The organism is Longibacter salinarum, assembly GCF_002554795.1.
GTDB classification, from domain to species: domain Bacteria; phylum Bacteroidota; class Rhodothermia; order Rhodothermales; family Salinibacteraceae; genus Longibacter; species Longibacter salinarum.
The window spans coordinates 98,069-117,871 of sequence record NZ_PDEQ01000006.1 but is presented as its reverse complement, the minus strand read 5'-3'; the positions used below and the strand labels follow the sequence as shown (position 1 = coordinate 117,871).

Annotated in this window: 11 protein-coding genes; 9 read left to right on the top strand and 2 right to left on the bottom strand. The window is 59.4% G+C overall.

The genetic code is table 11. The features are described from left to right. Positions 1 to 272: 272 nt before the first annotated feature. The 9 genes from CRI94_RS12235 (at position 273) to CRI94_RS12190 (ending at position 17,032) form a co-directional block, all read left to right on the top strand. Entirely contained in the window at positions 273 to 1,547 is a 1,275-nt protein-coding gene (locus tag CRI94_RS12235) for a YihY/virulence factor BrkB family protein (protein ID WP_098076132.1), read from the top strand. A gap of 60 nt (positions 1,548 to 1,607) precedes the next feature. Next, positions 1,608 to 3,929, top strand: a complete 2,322-nt coding sequence (locus CRI94_RS12230; protein WP_245846177.1) for a BamA/OMP85 family outer membrane protein — start codon at positions 1,608 to 1,610, stop codon at positions 3,927 to 3,929. Between the two features lie 95 nt (positions 3,930 to 4,024). Beyond that, a complete protein-coding gene (locus CRI94_RS12225) occupies positions 4,025 to 9,310 on the top strand; it encodes a translocation/assembly module TamB domain-containing protein (RefSeq protein ID WP_098076130.1) in 5,286 nt (1,761 codons plus the stop codon). A 183-nt stretch (positions 9,311 to 9,493) separates the two neighbouring features. Further along, a complete protein-coding gene (locus CRI94_RS12220) occupies positions 9,494 to 10,867 on the top strand; it encodes an AI-2E family transporter (protein ID WP_245846176.1) in 1,374 nt (457 codons plus the stop codon). A 321-nt stretch (positions 10,868 to 11,188) separates the two neighbouring features. Continuing rightward, complete coding sequence (locus tag CRI94_RS12215; protein ID WP_098076128.1) at positions 11,189 to 11,707, top strand: hypothetical protein; 519 nt, start codon at positions 11,189 to 11,191, stop codon at positions 11,705 to 11,707. Positions 11,708 to 11,963: 256 nt separating this feature from the next. Next, on the top strand, positions 11,964 to 13,094 hold the full coding sequence (gene tgt / locus CRI94_RS12210) for a tRNA guanosine(34) transglycosylase Tgt (protein WP_098076126.1): 1,131 nt from the start codon (positions 11,964 to 11,966) through the stop codon (positions 13,092 to 13,094). A 384-nt stretch (positions 13,095 to 13,478) separates the two neighbouring features. After that, positions 13,479 to 14,720 (top strand): 4-hydroxy-3-methylbut-2-enyl diphosphate reductase, encoded by a 1,242-nt coding sequence (locus tag CRI94_RS12200; RefSeq protein WP_098076122.1) that lies wholly within the window; start codon positions 13,479 to 13,481, stop codon positions 14,718 to 14,720. Positions 14,721 to 14,789: 69 nt separating this feature from the next. Continuing rightward, positions 14,790 to 15,521 (top strand): class I SAM-dependent methyltransferase, encoded by a 732-nt coding sequence (locus CRI94_RS12195; RefSeq protein ID WP_098076119.1) that lies wholly within the window; start codon positions 14,790 to 14,792, stop codon positions 15,519 to 15,521. Positions 15,522 to 15,661: 140 nt separating this feature from the next. Continuing rightward, positions 15,662 to 17,032: a dipeptidase gene (locus CRI94_RS12190; protein WP_098076117.1), complete on the top strand. Its 1,371-nt coding sequence runs from the start codon at positions 15,662 to 15,664 to the stop codon at positions 17,030 to 17,032. 106 nt (positions 17,033 to 17,138) lie between these two features. Here the strand turns inward: CRI94_RS12190 and CRI94_RS12185 are convergent, their stop codons facing one another. After that, the gene (locus CRI94_RS12185) at positions 17,139 to 18,842 is read right to left on the bottom strand and encodes a sodium:solute symporter (RefSeq protein WP_179862280.1); all 1,704 of its coding nucleotides are present in this window, start codon (positions 18,840 to 18,842) and stop codon (positions 17,139 to 17,141) included. A gap of 47 nt (positions 18,843 to 18,889) precedes the next feature. Further along, positions 18,890 to 19,780, bottom strand: a complete 891-nt coding sequence (locus CRI94_RS12180) for a glycoside hydrolase family 16 protein (RefSeq protein ID WP_098076115.1) — start codon at positions 19,778 to 19,780, stop codon at positions 18,890 to 18,892. Positions 19,781 to 19,803 lie beyond the last annotated feature (23 nt).

Here is a 19,803-nt window from a genome sequence, read left to right as displayed (position 1 = left end):
TTCATCCCAATCACGTTACATGGACGTGACGACTGGTGGAATCCATCGGAGAATCGCCTAATCACCATTCCTGCGGAACGCAATCCAGAATCATGTCAACCGGCTTGACGGTTTAGAAAAGCCTGTTGCAATTTTCGGATCGAATGGGCCAGCGTTTACACCGCAAGCGGATCGTTCAGACCGCCGGGTAGTTTGAATTTGGCAACATATCCGTCCACTTCTATCCAAATGCTGTTTCCGCCGGGCATTCGACGTTGTCCCCGCCGATTTCTATGAGCGAACGCCCCTTTTCCGCCACCACGATTCAACGCCTGCGTGCGCATGGGCTGTACTACGCCCGTGGGCTATACGCAGAAGTTGCGGGAAAGAACCTTTTCCTCTGGGCACAGGCGATTGCCTTCAAGGTGCTGGTGACGATCGTACCCATCGTCATTCTTGCAACCGGTCTGGTCGGTCGCGTCCTCCGCGGCAACGACGCCTTTGCTGCTGTGGCTCGGTTTATTCACGACTTTCTGCCACCGAGCCAGAGTCATCAGGTTGTCAACTTCTTACACCAGCTACAGGTCTCGAGTGGCACAATCGTCGGCATCGGTGGCGTCGGCCTATTTCTATCGGCGGTCTCATTATTTATCACCCTCCGCATCGCCGTCGGAAATGCTTTCGAGCAGGACTGGCATGAAGGTCGAACGATTGTCGGCGGGTACCTCTTCGACGTTCGCATGGTGCTTCAAGTCGGCGTTCTGTTCGTCGTAACGATCGGTATGTCGGTCTTCGCGCAGTCGATCGATGGCTTTGAGATGCTTGCCTTCGCTGGCCTCGATCAACCCTGGGTCCGCGAAGGATGGCGTCGCGTTATCCAGACACTCGGACTGTTCGTTCCGTTTTTCATTACAACGGCGATGTTTTTTCAGCTTTACTATTTTGTACCTAAGCCGTCGCCACGTAAGCGAAGCGCGCTCTCCGGAGCCCTGATGGCCGGCGTGCTCTGGGAGATGGCGAAACAAATTTTTACGTACTACGCCACCTACGTCGGTAAATTCGATCGGTATGCGACCGAGGGGCTCGGTGCGCTGGGCAACACCTTTGCCCTGATCATCGCCTTCGTGTTCTGGGTTTACTTTTCCGGGATCGTTCTGATGCTCGGCGCCGTGATCGCGTCCCTCCGCGAGCACAGACATGTGACGTCAGGACTGCTTCCCGGAGAGCAGCCGGCAGACGAGGAGGCACACACGGAGGCTCCATCGCCTGCGGAACGTAGCGACATGGCGGCTCCGACGCCCCCGATCCCGACTGGACGCGGGTCGTCCGCTTATGGCCCCGATGACTCGGCGCCGTCCACCGCAGCACAACGGCCGACAGCGGAATCAGCGACTTCTCCCTCGTCTGAAACCGACTCGCACGCCGGTGATGGAGCGGGCCAGCAAACGCCACAGCACGGCCATTCTGGTAACCCCTCGGCGCCCGAAAGAACGACCGATACGGGCGCGAACACGCCGGTCGAAGAATCGGTTGATGCTCCGACGCGTGATCCGGACGACAGCGCCTGAGCGTCGCTATCGTTCCACCTCTCTCCGCCCGCTTTCCTTCGCCTTCTCTGTTCCTGTCGATTGGCTGACTCCATTCCTAATACGTTGCTTCGGCGAATCGCCCCTCTCCTTCTTTGTCTGCTGGCGAGTCTGAGCCCGGCTGCGGCCCAGAACTCGCTGCAGCTCGTGAACGACGAGACGACGGTCCGCGAGATCTCTTGGAATTTCGTCGACACAAAAACCTTCGACGCCGACCGGCTTGAACGGCAAATCGCAACCCAGGCGCCTGGGACATTTTATCGCCTGAAGAAATGGTTCGACTGGTTCCCTCGCATCGACCCGGGTCAGTACCCGTTCGATGCCGTCACGCTGCAGAAGGATGTCGTCCGACTCCGGGAGTTTTACAACCAAAATGGCTTCCTGACGCCTCGTATCGACTATCCAGCCTCGCAGTACGACACGTCCAGTAACACCATCCATATTCGGTTCGTCGTGAACGAGGGTCCACCGCTCATTGTCACAAACACGTCGTTTCGTGCGGCCGAGGGAGACTCCGCAGCTGTGCTCTTTGATGATGGTCTCGGCCGCGAGTGGCGCTCCTTTAAGAAGAACGCGATCCTCCAGCCGGGTGACCGCTACACTCAGTTCAAGCGCCTTCAAATCGAAGAGGCTACGACGACCTGGCTGCGCAACCAAGGGTATGCTTTTGCCGAGGTCAATTCGTCGACGGAAATCGACACCTCGGCAAATCGTGCGAGTGTTCAGTTCGAGCTTTCACCCGGCCCGGAGGCTCGTTTTAGTGAGATTGAAATTGATGGGACGACGTCGCTCGCTCCCAAAATCATCCGACGTGAATTGCCGTTCGAAGAAGGCGATCGCTTCAATGCGTCGAAAGTAACGCAGGGACAGCGCGAGCTCTTCGGCCTCAACCTCTTCCGCGTTGCGCTGGCCGACATTCCCTCCCAGCCGCGGGATAGCACGGTAACTGTCCGGTACCGCGTGCGGGAAGCCAAACTACGGACGCTCTCCGGCCAGATCGGATACGGTGGTCGTCCCGGTGTCTTCGGAGAGAGCCGATGGACCCACCGGAATTTCTACGGGGCTGCCAGAAATCTGAGTGTGGGAGTCATTGCTGAGACAGGCTGGCCCGTCGAAGACCCATTCAACCTGTTTGGCGGCAATGCATCTGGTGACCCCCAGCGACGCTTCCGGCTGTCGACGACACTCCGGCAACCGTACATTTTCACGACACGACTCTCCGGATCCTTCGAGCCCTTCTTTCAAGAGCGACTCAGCGACAAACTCGTTCCTGCGTCCGACCGATTCCTCGGACTCAACGAGCGTCAGTTCGGATTCAATGCCGGCCTGATCTACGAGATGCTTCCGTTCCGGACCCTCAATTTCCAGTACACCTTTACGCGAACGCAGCAATTCACGGCCCCGGATCCGGGATCGGAGCCCGATCAACAACTCGATGTCGGAGACTCTGACCTTTTCGACAAAAGCATCGTCTCCCTTAACGCGACCTTTGGAAAGACGGACGACTTCCTAAACCCGACGCGAGGCTTTCTCATCCGTCCCTCGGCAGAACTCGGTGGGACAATTCTGGGCTCGGACGTTCAATTCGGACGCCTTGGGCTGGACATCACGGGATACCTTCCGCTAACGGACAATGTTGAAATCGCCGGTCGCCTATTTGGCGGGCGGATCTGGCCCTTTGGGGACAGCCGGGATGCTCTGACCATTCCGTCGGACACGTCTGGTCGACCGGCCGACGAAATACAAACGATTCTGGGTGACAACTTCACCTACCAAAACCGCTTTTCCGATTATCTCTTCTACGCCGGCGGCAGCAGCGACGTCCGAGGCTGGCCCCCCGATCTCGCCGGTGGAAAGGTCGTCCGCTTCTCCTCCGTGACGGGAACGTACGTCTACGAAGCGATCGGAGCCAAGACGACGGTCGGAGCGAATATCGAACTCCGCCTGCCCTTCCCCGGCCTCAGTGATGACTTTCGTACGGCCGTGTTTCTTGACGCCGCGCGACTCGATGCTGGCTCGCTTGACCTGACGCCGCCGCCCGGAGCGACCGATGTCGTGACCTTTCCGGCGTCGGTCCGAGGAGGACAGCCCGTGATCGCGACGGATACCGAGCAAATTCTTGTTGGCACCGGCGCGGGCATGCGATACAAAACGCCCGCCGGATTTATTCGTCTCGATATCGCGTACAAACTGACACCGGATCGTCTGGACCTGAGGCAACCACAATCGGTCGGCGACCGGGCCGAAGTTCGCGAATCTGAACAGGACGACCCGAACCAGAATATCGAACGGCCTCCTTTTGACGCGGACAAACGTTTCATCCGCCGATTCCGACTTCACTTCGGGATTGGACGTACCTTCTGACACGATTCGCGAGCGGGGCCGCCCCGGCGACCAGGCCGCCCTAAACGATCTTTGGTCGTCATTCAGGCCATCTTGAGTATTCAGTCCATGCGCCCTTGAGCACGCCGCCCTCCGACGCATCCGACGGATCACCGTCGAACGATGCTTCTCCCAAACATGATGCGCACAACGCAGAACACGACGCGCCCCAATCGTCGAAATCGGGGACGAACCGCCGCACGTGGACTCGACGGATTGAGCGCGGCCTGGCGTACACCTTTGCTACGATCACGATCATTGCGTTCGGCGTCCTGCTTGCCCTGCAGGTCAACCCGATTTCAACGGCCACGGCGCGCTACCTGGCCTCTACGTTTAATCCCCTCGAAGGCACCACGCTATCGATCGATCGGGTTGACGGCACGTGGTTGACCTCGCTGGAACTGACCGGCGTTCGCCTCACGCGGACGGACTCGACGACCGGGGAATCCGTCGAAATGGCCCGTATCGACACCGTGCGTGCGTCATACCGGCTATCCGATCTGCTGAACAAAACGCTGCACGTCACGAACGCACGCGTGGCTGGACCGGATGTGACCCTCCGCCAAGCGGCCGACTCGACCTGGGACTGGGTCGACGTTTTACCCACCTCGACCGACACCACAACCTCTGACTTTGTGGTCCGGGTCGACGATGCGACGCTCGCGCGTGGCAAAGCAACCGCCCGATTTTACGCCGAGGGGCGCGATAGTGTCGCCGCCGTCCGGGATCTCTACGTTGACCTTCCGCACCTCACGTCGGATGCCACACTCGGCGGTCTAGGTGTGCGTGCCGAACTCGACACCCTCGGGCTGCGAGCGACGGTCCCCGGTGACACGTCCGACGTCACATTTGGGACAAAGCTTCGGCTGGATCCCACGGCGCTGCGTCTCGACACGCTGACGCTATCGTCTTCCCGTAGCGAAGTAAAAGGACACGGGTTTGCTCGCCTTCCGTCCGGACCGTCCGGCCAGCTGGAAGATGTCGACCTGGAGATCCTCGCCCAGCCGCTCTCTTTCCTCGACCTCGTGCCGCTCCTTCCCGCAGCCAATCTCGATGCGAGCGAAGAAGTCACCGCTGCGCTTCGGCTCTCAGGTAGCGGAGACCTGCTCCACACCCAACTGATCGCCGACTTTCGAGACGGAGGCGCTATTGACGTGGACGCGTCATTCACGCCGCGGACGTCGCCCACGTCGGACACAACGAAGAGGCAGTCGGCTTTACGCTATGATGTGCAGGCAGACATTGACCGCCTGACGACGAGTCTCATCGGCCTCCCCGATACGACGGTCAACCGCATCACATCCCGCATCCGTGCCGACCTGGAGGGACCGGCCGTTGACCGCCTGACCGGACCGGTATCGTTAATCATCGCAAACACGCGTGTGGCAGAAACCCGAATCGACTCGTTCGCTGTCGATGCAATGCTTCGCGACGGAACGACGAATTTCGATGTCCGCGGGACCGTAAATGAAACCGGACTGGACGGGTCGGGCCGGGCCGAATTATTCAGAGAGACGCCCACCTATCGCCTTTCTGCACAGCTAACCAACCTGGATGCGACACGCTTTGGGGTCCAAGATTTCCCCACAGACGTGAACGGCAAGATCGACATTGACGGATCTGGTTTCAGCACCTATGACCTGCAGGCCGCCGTCGACCTATCGCTCGAGCGCTCCCGCCTGCGTGACCTCACCCTATCGAGCGGCAACGCCCGTCTAAGTCTATCGCCGGATTCTGTTGCCGGCCGGGTGGGCCTGCAGACCGCCGATGGCTCCGTGCAGGTATCGGGGAAAGCCTATCTCGATGGATCGGAACGCTTTCGCATCGACACGGCTCGCGTGAAAAACCTCAACGTGGCTGCGCTTATGGCAGACACGACCGATAGCCGATTCCATGTGAGCATGACGGCCAATGGGCGCGGCTTCGATCCGACGGAAATGCGCCTCGACGGTCGACTCACTGTCGAAGAGTCTCACTACGGCACGATCCGGATCGACTCGCTATCAAGTCGCGTCGGGGTGGAAAACGGACGCCTGTCCGCGAATCTCGCCACAAGCCTGAACGAGGGGCGAATCTCCCTCACAGCCAGTGGGCGACCTTTCGACGACACGATCACACTCGGCATCGATGAAGGCCGGTTCGAGGCGATCGACATCGGCGAGTGGATGGCTGACAGCGGATACTCATCTGACCTCAACGGTACGTTTGAGGGATCGCTTCGCGGGACGGAACCGCAACGGCTCCAGGCATCTGCGGATGTGAGAATCGACACGTCGCAGATCAACCGAGCGGAGGTTTCCGAGGCCCGCATCAACACCACGATGGAAAACGGCGTCGCAAATGTCGCAGCGTCCCTGACGTTGCCGGAAGGGACAACCAACCTCGGTCTCACGCTCCGTCCCTTTGCCGACGAGCCAGAAATCGTCATCACCGACGGGAGGATTCAGGGCCTCGACGTGGGGGCCCTCGCCGGCATCGACGGTCTGCGCACCGGCCTAAATGGCGATCTCTCCGGACAGGTACGCGGTACAGCTCTGGAAGAAGTGGCTGGCCAACTCAACCTTCAGATCGCCTCGTCCTACGTCAACAACGCCGACGTTCAGACCCTTGACCTGTCCGTTGACGCCGATTCCGGGCGTGCTCAACTCCAAGTACAGTCGCAGCTTGCGGGCGGATCGCTCCAGGCTGACGGACGACTTGCATTCGACGGCACGACCCGGGATGAAGTCCAGAGCGACGCTGCGACCGATAGCACGGCGCTCGACCTGAACGTACGCGCCGAGACTCTCAACCTCGCTGCGCTCGCCGGAACCGATAGCCTGGAAGCCTCGCTTGAGTCCCTCCGCCTGACATTCGACGGAGCCGGGACCTCGCTCAGCGACCTCCGAGCCGAAACCGACCTCGCCGCCCGAGGAGTTCGAGCCGCGGACCTAAACGTAAGAACGCTCGATGTACGCGGGGCCCTTCGCGATGGACGACTGCGCGTCGACACCCTCCTCGCGCGGTCCAACGCATTCGACGCAAACGGCGGAGGAACCGTCGCATTCGTCGACACGGTCGGCGCACGCTCCGATTTCCGCTTCACGGCCCAGTTTCAAAACCTGTCTCCCCTGCGTCGGATCATGGGCTCGGAGCGACTGGATGCGCAGTCCGCGGAGATCGACGGTCGCATCTACGGCGCACCGGGGGCATTACAGGCAAACGTCGAAGCCCGACTCGAAAGTCTCGTCTACGACGACATTCGCATCGCGAACGCGGAGTTTCGAGCCGCCGGCGCACAGGGCGACACAACCGCAGTCGATAACTTCGAGCTTGCCGGACAGGTCGACTTTTTCTCGGTCTCTGCTTTCCGTGTCGAACGAACGCAGCTCCGAGTGGACTACGATTCGTCGTTCGCTGACGTTGAGCTTCAAGCCAAGATCGACAATGAACGTAATCTGTCGATTGATGCGACGCTCGACCCGTTCTCCGAGCCTCAGCGCCTGCAACTGAATGAGTTTAACGCGACGCTCGGCGAAAGCAAGTGGCAGTTGCTCCAGGAAGCGTCGATCACGTATGGGGACGCGTACCGAGTGAATGGACTCTTGCTTTTCAGCGACAACCAGCAGATCGCCGCGGACGGTCGCATCGATCCCAACGGAACGCAGAGTCTCGTGGCGACCATTGAGCGCTTCGACGTCGCGTCGATCGCTGACCTTGCCGGGTATACCGGTCTGGGCGGCACATTGAACGGCACGGTGAGCCTCAGCGGGCCCGCCACCGCACCCGTCCTGGATGGCAACCTCGACATGGCCCTGAACTCAGGCGGCGAAGATGTAGGCGACCTCGTAATGTCGCTCTCGTATGATAGCCTCCGCATCGAAACCGATGCCACGCTGACACACACGAGCGGAGAGGAATTCACAGCCAACGGGCATCTCCCCGTCGATTTGCGGCTCGACTCAACCGATCCGGTCGACATCAGTGATGACGACGTGGACCTGGCCTTCTCCGCTACCGACTTTCCGATCGACTGGATCGATCCGTTCCTCGACCCCGCTCTCGTGACGGACCCGAGCGGCACACTGACCGCAGATCTGGGAGTCGACGGCACCGTCGCGACGCCAGAACTGACGGGGTCGGCCTCGCTAAATGACGGTCGTATCAGCGTGACGGACCTGGACCTCCGATACCGAGACGCATCTGCTCAACTGAATTTCGAAGGGGAAGACATCGTCCTCGAGAGCGCCTCCGTCTCCGACGATAGTGGCGGCCGAATGGAAGCCACGGGACGGATCAACCTTACCGACCTTACGCTGGGGCAATACGACCTCGACGTCACGGCGAACGACTTTACGGCGATTGACACGCGGGCCTTCAATGAGGTTCGCATCGATGGCAATCTTGATGTTACGGGAACGACGGACTCCCCCGTGGTCAACGGGCGCGTCACGGTAATCCAGGGCGATATCTACTACTCGGAGACGCTATCGGCGGCGGAAACGGCGGACCTGGCCACGGTACAGTTGAACGAAGACGATCAGCGCCTCCTCGAACGACGCTTCGGCGTGCGACTCAGCCAGGCGGACACAACAACCATCGACACCTACGCAGCGATGGCGATGGATCTCAACGTTTCGATCCGTCGCGACACCTGGCTCCGCTCGCGTGCCAACCCCGAGCTTAACATCCAGTTCACCGGGACGCTCGACCTGCAGAAAGAGCCATTCGAGGATGCACGCGTCTTCGGATCGATCGATGTCGTCCCCGAGCGGAGCACCGTGCGACAATTCGGGCAGGAGTTTCAGATTCAGGAAGGCGTCCTGACCTTCAACGGCGATCCCGCCGAACCGTACCTGGACTTTACCGCCGTCTATGAAAAGAAATCCCGCGCGACGAACAGCACCGAAGTCCAGATTACGCTCTCTGCGCAGGGACGGCCGGAAGACCTGGATCTGAGGCTCAGCTCGCAGCCGCAGATGGACACGCGTAACATCCTGGCCTATCTTGCGACCGGGCAGCCGGCCGATCAACTTTTCGGAGGCGGCGGTGGAAGCACCGGGGACTTTGCGGAGAACCTCGCGATCGGTCAATTGACAAGCCTGGCAGAGAACTTCGCCACGAGCAATGTGGGCCTCGATGTCGTGCGTATCCAGTACCAGCCGAGCGGCGGATCCTACTTCGTTCTCGGACGCTACGTAACGCCCCGGTTCTACGTCGCCATCGAACAACCGGTGACCGTCGACCAGAATCAAGGCCAAAACACATCCAGCCTCGCCCCAGACCTGACGCTCGAGTACGAACTGACGGACAACCTCCTCCTTCGTGCTCAGAGCCGACAACAATCGCTCCGGTTCAACGTCCTGTTCGAATACGCATATTAGACCGGCTAGCCCCTGCATCTCTTCTTTTTCTTTCGTAAAAGACAGATAAGGCGAATCGTGCTTTATCGGTCTTTTCAAGTGACACGGTAGCGCATATACAGGGACTACCAACTGGCACCGACGCGCCTCAACGAACCGCTTTTCAAATCTCGTTAGCTCATGTCTTCCCCGCGCTCGTCCTCTATGGCTTCCCCTGAAAGCGACCCGGATACATCTGGAGAAGAGGCGCAGGACCGTGCGCATGCTGCGAACGGAGGAAAGCAAACGACGGCTCCGAATGCAGAAGGCCCCGGTGACGAACCGTGGTTCGATCGAATGACGGCATTCGAAACGGTTCTCATCGCGGGCGGCGTGGTGCTGTTTCTCGTCTTGCTCTACGAGATGGAGGTTCCCTCCCAAGATGGGAGCTTTCTGAATCCGCTTCTTGTCTCGGTTGCCGGACTGATTATGCTCTGGCCCCTCCGAAGGCACCAAACCGTGAGGGCTCTGCTGTTCTCCGGTGGGATGCTGGTTCTCCTATGGACCATGAACCAGGTCGCTGGCATCCTGGTGATGTTCGTCGGCGTCTACCTCATGGCCTACCTCTTGAACCCGGCGGTAACGGTGCTTCGCGACTCGTACCGAGTGCCCCGATGGCTGTCATCGCTGATCGCTGCAATGATTGCGGTCGGGGTTGTCGTTCTATTTGTGCTCTTACTCGCGCCGAACATCGCCAACCAGATCGAAGCATTCTCCGACCGCGTCGTCGGCGGCGTCGACTCGCTCCGTGCGTGGCTCGCCTCGTCAACCGTGCTCGACTCCCTTGAGCAAGCGGGCGTGATCGAAAAACAGGAAGCGATTGGCCAGGCGCAACAGTTCATTCAGGAGCAGGCGCGCCAGCTTCCGGAGGCGGCACAGCGTCTCGCTCGCAGCCTGGGATCGCTTCTCAGCTTCGTGACCGTCCTGGCGCTCGTGCCGGTTCTGTTTTTCTACACCCTGAAGGATTATCCCTCGATTCGTGACGCGATCATTGGCCTGTTTCCCACAGCGAGCGGTCGCAGGGACTACCTCGTTGAGGCCGGTAGTATCGTTGGGCGCTACCTCCGCGGGCAGCTCGTGATTAGTGCCATCGCAGCGTTCAACGTATCCGTCTTTCTGTACATCTTCGACATTCCGTTCTGGCTCCTGATCGGGCTCATGGCGGGCGTGCTGAACTTCATCCCGAATCTTGGCGCCATCGCCACGATGATCATCGGAGGCGTCATCGCCCTCATCTTTGGCGGTTGGATCAAAGCCCTAATTCTCGTTGCCGTGTTGCTCGGACAGGGACTGCTTGAGCAAAGTCTCTTAACCCCTAACATCATGAGTTATCAGGTCGGGCTCCACCCCGTTCTGGTTCTCTTTTCGCTTCTCGTTTTCGGATCGTTCCTCGGCATCTTTGGCTTGCTTATCGCCGTTCCCGCAACTGCAATTCTGACGACCGCCTACCGCGCCTACCGAGAAGAGCTGACACTGGAACTCAGCGACTACGGCACGCCGGATGAGGCAAAGGGGCAGGGCTCTAAACCGCTCATCTAGACTGGGCCCATCTCGTGCAATCTGAAATCAACCCTAAGCCTCTACCCGATCCTCGGTGCTTCTCGGTAGCACCACGTGGGTTTCCGTGAAGACTTTCGAACTTATTAGCGTAAGTACAGCCGGAAATCGAAGTTTTTTTGTTTCAGGGTTGGTGCTTTCCGGGCGGCTTTGTACGTTAGTCTACCTCACACGCGGCAACTCTCGCGTGTTTATTCTCATGCCCCCGTTGTACCAACCGAACCTGTCGCTTTGACGCGCACCTTTCGGTCACCTCGAACATTCAGCCTACCCCATTCACTGCTCGGACGGTGGATTCGCCGCATGACCGGCGACCGTTTGCGAGGCGAAGCGTTATTCATTTTAACGCTAACGACACTCGTCATGGGGGTGCTTATCGCCCACTACCTCGGCTGGGCTCTGCTTCAGCCGATGATGACTGGCTCGGACACGAGCACCTGGCAAATCGGCTTCTGGCTCGCCCAGGTCGGATCGGTCGCTTTCCTCCTCCTCATCGGAGGCATCGGATGGCGTCCTGAAGTTATAGCGACTATCGACACCGAGGCCGGCCTTCTGTCGGTCGAGCAAGGAAATGTTTCTGCATCGGTGGACGTGGATGATATACAGGATGTATCTGTCGTTTCTGCCCGTCAATATCATCTTCACTACCGCCGGTATGCAGCGACGAAGCCGTTTATCGGCAAACTGGGCGATGAAGTGGTAATCGTACGCACGACCCAGGGGCCGCTCGCCATTTCAATCGATGACGCGGAAGCCGGCGCCCTCGTCGATCTCGTATCCGAGCGAGACGAACTTCTGGTCGAATCGGCACCTGCGAGCTAACGGACGTTTATACGATTTGGGTTTCAAAACGTCGGCGTCTCTAACGGCCTCGATTCGGTGGACACGCCCCCTCCAGCAGAAGAACGTTTGAACGTATCCCGTTGAAACGCTTCTCTTCTCAACTCGGAGCCGCTTCGACGACACGGTTTGGGCAATCAAGACCGTATCGTTCGGAAAACGTAATTCTACGTGCGAACCGGATGTCCCGGTCGTCGTACCGCTCTGTCCGTGCCCCCTGTCAGCTCCCCCTCGCAACGTGCAGTTTCACCTCGATTACACCGACGCCGCCACCGATGCTCGGGTCGGCCGCATCGTGACAGATCACGGCGTCATCGAAACACCGACCTTCATGCCCGTCGGCACGCTCGGCTCCGTCAAAGCGGTCGAGCCCCGCGAGCTCTCTCGCGACATCGATGCCGACATCATTCTGGGCAACACCTATCACCTCTTCCTCCGCCCGGGCACCGACGTGCTCGAGACAGCCGGCGGTCTGCACCAGTTCATGAACTGGGACGGTCCCATCCTGACCGATTCCGGTGGGTTTCAGGTGTTCTCGCTCGGTCACCGCGCGACTCTTTCCGAGGAGGGCGTCGAATTCCAGAACCACATTGACGGCGATAAGCATCTGTTTACGCCCGAGACGGTGATCGACATCCAGCGCTCCATCGGTTCCGACATTATGATGGTGCTCGACGAATGCCCTGCCGCTGATGTCACGAAGCAGTACGCGCGGACGTCGAACGAACTCACGCTTCGCTGGGCGGAACGGTGCAAAAAGCACTTCGACGCCACCGACCCGCTCTACGGCCACGAGCAGGCCCTCTTCGCCATTGTGCAGGGCGTCGTGTATCCCGAGGTTCGCCGGGAGTCCGCCCGTGCGCTCGTCGACATGGACTTCCCCGGCTACGCCATCGGTGGCCTCTCGGTCGGCGAGACGCACGAGGAGATGTACGATATGGTGGAGGTCGTCGCGCCGCTACTGCCGACGGACAAACCGCGCTATCTTATGGGCGTCGGGACCCCGGAGAATCTCCTGGAAAATGTCGCCCGTGGCATCGACACATTCGACTGTGTGATGCCGACGCGCAACGCGCGGAACGGGACCATCTTCACCACGCAGGGCCGGATTAATATCAAGAATGCGCAGTTCACCCAGGATCACACGCCGATTGATCCGGGACTAGAAAACCCGGTGTCGCAGAATTTCACCAAGTCGTACCTGCGCCACCTACAGAAGACCGGCGAGATCCTCGGTCTCCAGCTCGCCTCCATCCAGAATCTGGCGTTTTACCTCTGGCTGATGAAGACCGCGCGCGAGAAAATCGCAAGCGGCGACTTCAAATCGTGGAAAGATGATATCATCCCCCAGATCACGCATCGCTGGTAGAAATGGCAATGCTAAGGGCGAAAGGCGAAGGGCTAAGTGCTAAGTGCGAAATACGAAAGGCGAAATGATAAAGGCGAAGGGCGAAGTGCTAAGGACTGAGTGCTAAGGGCTGAGCAGGGGTTCAGAATTTAGACTCGGTATCCGGCGGGACCGATCGACCACGACGTCCGCCTCCCATTCTCCCCTTCCCCCTTTCCCCCTTTCTCCCCTTTCCCCCTTTCTCCCCTTTCCCCCTTTCTCCCCTTTCCCCCTTTCTCCCCTTTCCCCCTTTCTCCAGCCCTCGCCGCGAACTCGAACGGGCCGCTTCCGTACATCCACGGCACCTCACGTGAGACGTAATCACGGCGCTGACCTGCCCTTCCAGACCCGACCTCACTTGCTTCCATGAAACAGTTTGATGTCCCGGTTTTCTACCGGAGTCCCATCATTTCGACGGTCAAGGACGCGCGGAAGACGCTCGACCCGCGGAAGAAAGATCTGTCGCCGTCCGTCATCGACTTCGGTCCCGTGCGATTTAAGATCGCACGGCACTTTGGCTTTTGTTACGGTGTCGAGAACGCAATCGAAATCGCCTATCGGGCCCTCGACGAGAACCCCGACAAGCGGGTCTTTCTCCTGTCGGAGATGATTCACAACCCGCATGTCAACACCGACCTTCAGGAGCGCGGTGTCAAATTTCTCCGCACCACGAGTGGAGAACAGCTGATCCCGTTCGACGAGTTGAACGAGGACGACGTGGTCATCATCCCCGCCTTCGGGACAACGCTGGAAGTCGAGCAGACGCTGGCCGACCTTGGCGTAGACACGGAGACGTACGATACGACCTGTCCGTTCGTCGAGAAGGTCTGGCGTAAGAGTAAGCAGATTGGAGGCGACGAGTACTCGATCGTCGTCCACGGCAAGCGGTACCACGAAGAAACGCGAGCGACCTTCTCCCACGCGAAAGAGCAGGGACCGGTCGTCGTGGTGCGCAACATGGAAGAGGCGGAAGACCTCGCGAAGGTCATTCGAGGAGACGAGGATGCTGAGTTCTTCTACAAGCACTTCGACGACAAGTATAGCGAAGGCTTCGATCCGGAGACCGATCTTGAACGCCTCGGCGTCGTGAACCAGACGACGATGCTGGCCACAGAGACGAAGGCGATCGCGAATCTGCTCCGCGAGGCGGTCATCGATCGCTATGGCGTCGACAACGTAAAGGAGCATTTCGCGGATACAAGCGACACGCTCTGCTACGCCACCAACGAAAATCAGGATGCGACGCTCAGTCTAATCGACGATGGCGGCGATGTCGGCATCGTCGTCGGTGGATACAACTCGTCGAACACGAGCCATCTCGTGGAGCTCTGCGAAGAGAAGATGCCGACATACTTCATTCGAAGCGCCTCCGAGTTCGACTCGCCAGCGGAAATCAAGCATTTCGATCTTCACCGCCAGGACGTGACGACCACGGAGAACTGGTTCCCGACCGACGACACCCCGGTCGATATCGTTCTCACGTCCGGCGCGTCGTGCCCCGATGCACTGCTCGATGAGGTCATTCGCAAGGTCGTCGCCTGGTTCCCCGACGCGCGATCCGTGGAGGAAGCCCTCGAGCCGTTCGAGACGGCACAGGAAGAGGAATAGAGCGGAAGCGACATCGCTCTTCCCGACCCATTTCCCCCGGAAGATCACCGCATCGACTCTCCGATTCGTATGGCGTGGTACGATACCTGGTTTGGTAGCGAGGCGTACGAACTCGTATACCAGCATCGCGACGACGACGAAGCACGCACGGCAATCGACCTTGTCGAATCGTGTGCAGATCCCGAGGACGAAGCCCGGATTCTAGACGTAGGCTGCGGGCGAGGTCGCCATACGCTCGAACTCGCGCGACGCGGCTACAACGCAACAGGAATTGACCTCTCCAAGGCGTCGATCGAAGACGCCCGATCGTCCGCACGAGATCTGGACCTCAAGGTCCATTTCGATGTCCAGGATATGCGAGAACCATTCTGTGACGCCTGTATGGATGGTGTCGTCAATCTATTCACGACGTTCGGCTACTTCGAGCAGGACGACGAAAGCGAACGGGCCATCCGTGCCATGACGACGTCACTTCGTCCCGGAGGCTTCCTCATCCAGGACTTCCTCAACCCGCCGTACGTCCGCGAGACGCTCGTCGAGGAAGACCGTTCGGAGCAGAATGACGTCTCTATTCGACAGCGTCGATGGATCGAAGACGGGCGCGTCCACAAGCGTATCGATATTACGGAGGGACGCGAGACGAGAACATTCCGGGAGAGCGTCCGCCTCTTCACGCGCGACGACTTCGAGGCGATGTACAATCGAGCGGGACTGGAACTACAAGAGGTCTACGGCGACTACGACGGGTCCGCACACACCGAGAATAGCCCACGGACCATCCTCTACAGCGTCAAGAGATAATCCCTTCGCCTGCGTCGTGTGATGCATCGCTCCACAAGCAACTCAAGGGACAAATCGGACGACAAAGCGTCGCAGCGTGAAACGCATCAACGCGAAACGTCCCAACGCCTAACGCTAAAACGCACCAACGCCAACCGCCCATGCAAGCCGCACTGAATTACGCGAACGACCACTTCGACCGCTTTACGGAAGAGTTGGAAGACCTGCTACGGATTCCGTCGGTCAGCACCGACTCGTCATACGCGGACGATGTAAAAGATGCAGCCGACTGGCTGGCGAAGAACCTCTCAAGCGTCGGTGTGGAGCACGTCGAGGTCGTCGAAACCGACGGTCACCCGATCGTCTTCGCAGAGCATCATGTGAGCGACGACAAGCCGACCGTTCTGGTCTACGGGCACTACGACGTGCAACCGCCAGATCCGATCGACCTGTGGGACACGCCTCCCTTCGAGCCGCAGCGGAAGAATGGGACGCTCTATGCCCGCGGTGCGTGCGACGACAAGGGACAGATGTTTATGCACGTGAAGGCGGCAGAGGCCTACCTGACGCAGGAAGGCGAGCTGCCGGTCAACCTCAAGTTCCTGATTGAGGGCGAAGAGGAAACCGGCTCTGTCCACCTGGCGCCGTTCATCGAGGCGAATCAGGAGAAGCTCGCAGCCGATGTGGTCCTCATCTCCGACACCGCGATGTTCGCACCCGGTGTGCCGTCCATCACGTACGGGCTGCGTGGGCTCGCCTACACGGAGGTAACGCTCCGCGGCCCGAGTCGCGACCTCCATTCGGGCATCTACGGCGGTGCCGTCGACAATCCGGCGAACGCCCTCAGCCGCATCATCGCCGACCTACACGACGATGATCACCGGATCGCCATTCCGGGATTCTACGATAACGTACGCGACCTCACGGACGAGGAGCGCGAAACGTATGCCTCCCTCCCGTTCGACGAGGAGCAGTGGAAGAAAGAGATCGGCGTCGACGATCTTCGCGTGGAAAAGGGCTATACGGCAGTGGAGGCGATTTCCGCTCGTCCGACGCTCGACGTGAACGGCATCTGGGGCGGCTACACCGGCGAGGGCGCTAAGACCGTTCTCCCGGCCAAGGCCCACGCCAAGATCTCGATGCGCCTCGTGCCGAATCAGCGCGCAGAGGACATCTACGACAAGCTGGAGGCATTCCTCATGGAGCGGTGCCCGAACACGATGACACTCGAGTTCAAGCGTCTGCACGGCGGGAAGCCGGTCCTGGTCGACACGGAATCCGATGCCATGCAGTCCGCCAAGCACGCCATGGGCGAGGTCTTCGGGAAAGAACCCTTCTTCGTCCGTAACGGTGGCTCCATCCCCGTCGTGGCCGACTTCAAAGATATCCTCGGGCTCGACAGCGTTCTGATGGGCTTTGGGCTCGACTCCGACGCCATCCACTCCCCCAACGAGCACTTCGGTCTGGAGCGCTTCCAGAAGGGCATCGAGTCGATCATCCGCTTTCACGACCACTTCGGTAGCACAAGGTAGCACGGTCTTGCTGTACTGGCTACAACCAAAAAGGACGGAGCGCTCCGACCCTGGCGCTCCGTCCTTTCTGTGTTACGACCCGTATGTCACTGCGAGTCCAGACTCCCTAGCTGAAGTAAATCCAGATGGCCGCGACGGCAACGAGCAGTGCGATGGTAAACTGAACGTCGAGGCGCTGCCAGGCACCATCATCATCTCCGTCGGACGAGGCGGTGGCGACGGCAATATCTGCGCGCGCCTCCTCGCTCAGGCCGGCGACATCCTCGTCCGCAGTTGCAAATGTGAGCCCCGCCACTTTGTGTCCGCTCGGTGCACCCGTCAGGATACTGACGCCAATCAGGATGAGCACGCAGACGACGAAGAGGAAGAATGCGAAGTGCAGGAAGTTCATTTCAGCGAACGTCTCCAGTAGCGTGCCCGAGGGTAAACTATCGCCCGCGGGACCGTTGACCAGCTCCATAACGAGACGGAGCGCTCCGATCACGAAGCCAGACAGAAGCGACGCCATCGCGCCGCGTGCATTGACACGCTTGGAGAAGATACCGAGCAGGAAGACAGCCGCAATCGGCGGCGAGATGTATCCCTGAACGCTCTGCAGATAGGTGTACAGCTGGCCGCTGATGCTATCCATCAACGGAATCCAGGCGAGGCCGAGGAGCGTGAGCACGATCGTCGACAGGCGCCCGACCCACACAAGCTGGCGTTCGGATGCGTCCGGCTTAAGCTCGCGGTAGACATCCCACGTCACGAGCGTCGAGCACGAGTTGAAAACACTCGACAACGAAGACATCAGTGCCGCAAGAAGTCCGGCCACGACGATCCCGCGCAATCCGACCGGAAGCAGAGCCCCAACGAGAACGGGAAGCGCCTGGTCCGGGTCGGCAAGCTGCAGCGCACCCTGCTGATTCAGCGCGTAGGCCACGATGCCGGGAATCACGAAAATGAACACCGGCAGGAGCTTGAGCCAGCCGGCGAAAATCGTTCCCCGGCGCGCGTTATCGATGTTCTTGGCCGAGAGGGTACGCTGAACGATGAACTGATCGGTACACCAGTACCACACGCCCAGAATCGGAGCGCCGAAGATGATGCCCGTCCACGGGAAGTTCGGATGCGACATCGGCTTCCACATATCGAAGAAGCCCTGTCCAGCCGCCGCCTGAAGCTCACCCCACCCGCCGAGTTGACTGATACCGATGACAGTCACCGCGATGGCTCCACCGATCAGGACGAAAACCTGAACGAGGTCCGTGTAAAGCACGGCGCGCAGGCCACCAAGGATCGTGTACGCCCCGGTAACGCCGACGACGATCAGTGCCCCCGTCCAAAATGGGACGCCAATGGCCGTGAAGACGACGCCACCCGCAAAAATGGTGACGGAGATCTTCGTCAGGACGTACGCTATGATCGAAATCGTGGCAAGGTACCATCGGGCGCCCGAGGAATAGCGGCGTTCGAGAAACTCCGGCATCGTGAAGACGCCGCTCTTGACGTAGAACGGAACGAACACCCATCCGAGCAAGAGCAGAATGATGGACGCTAGCACCTCGAACTGGCCGACCGCCACCCCGCTACTCGCTCCGGTGCCGGCGAGACCGATCAGGTGCTCCGAGCCGATGTTCGACGCAAAGAGAGAGGCACCGATGACGAACCAGCCGACGTTTCTCCCGGCGAGAAAATAGTCCGCCGAGTCTTCCGTCCCCTGGCGCTCCTTGATGGTGGCCCAGGCCGCGACGCCGAAGATAATCAAAAAGTATCCGACGATGACGGCCCAGTCCGTTAAGCCCAGGGCGAGCTGTTCGATTTCCTCCATTGTGTGGTGTACGCCTCAGATAATCGGGGATGAAGTATCCGTCGCCGCTACGGATTGACGATCGATTCCGGCTGGTAGACACGCACGTAATCGACCTCCATCCGCTGCGGGAAAATGCTATCGTCCACACCCTGTGCACCACCCCAGGTCCCACCGACAGCGATATTCATCAGCAGGAAGAAGGGCTGGTCGAATGGCCATTCCGCGTACCCGGCGGAGGGGTTGGACAGTCGCTCATTCGCAAAACTGAAGTACTGGGTGCCGTCGATGTAGGCTCGCACCTCGTCCGGCGCCCATTCGATGCTGTAGACGTGGAAGGCAGAGGTCGCATCGGACACCGTCTTTGATTTGCCGCGTTGCGTTCCCTGGATGTGGTTGTATGCTTCCGTATGGACCGTCGCATGAATGACGCCTTCATCGTATCCGACATGCTCCATGATGTCGATCTCGCCGTTGTCCGGCCAGTAGGCATCGCCGTAGACATCGTTCTCGGCGAGCATCCAGAGCGCGGGCCACGTACCACGACCGCTCGGCAATTTTGCACGGATCTCGTAGCGACCATAGGTCCACGTTTCCTTCGAATTCAGGCGGGCCGACGTGTACCCGTTGCCGCTATAGTCTTCCTTTTTCGCCTCAATGATGAGATGCTCGCCATCGACACGTGCATTCTCCTGGCGATCCGTGTAGTACTGGAGCTCTTGATTACCCCAGCCGTTTCCACCCAGGTCGAAGCTCCATTTTGTCGTATCCAGCATCGACCCGTCGAATTCGTCCTGCCACACAGAAATCCACGTGGGCTCTTCTGGCCATGATTCCGAGTTCGTTGCCGAACCCGACGAAGACGTCCCCCCCGATTTCGACTCGGGTGCATCTAGACAACCAACAGGAAATAGCCCGCTAAGAAGCAGAGCGAGAAGAAGTAGCGTCTGGCGTTTCATGTGTCGAGTATTCCTCCGCACAC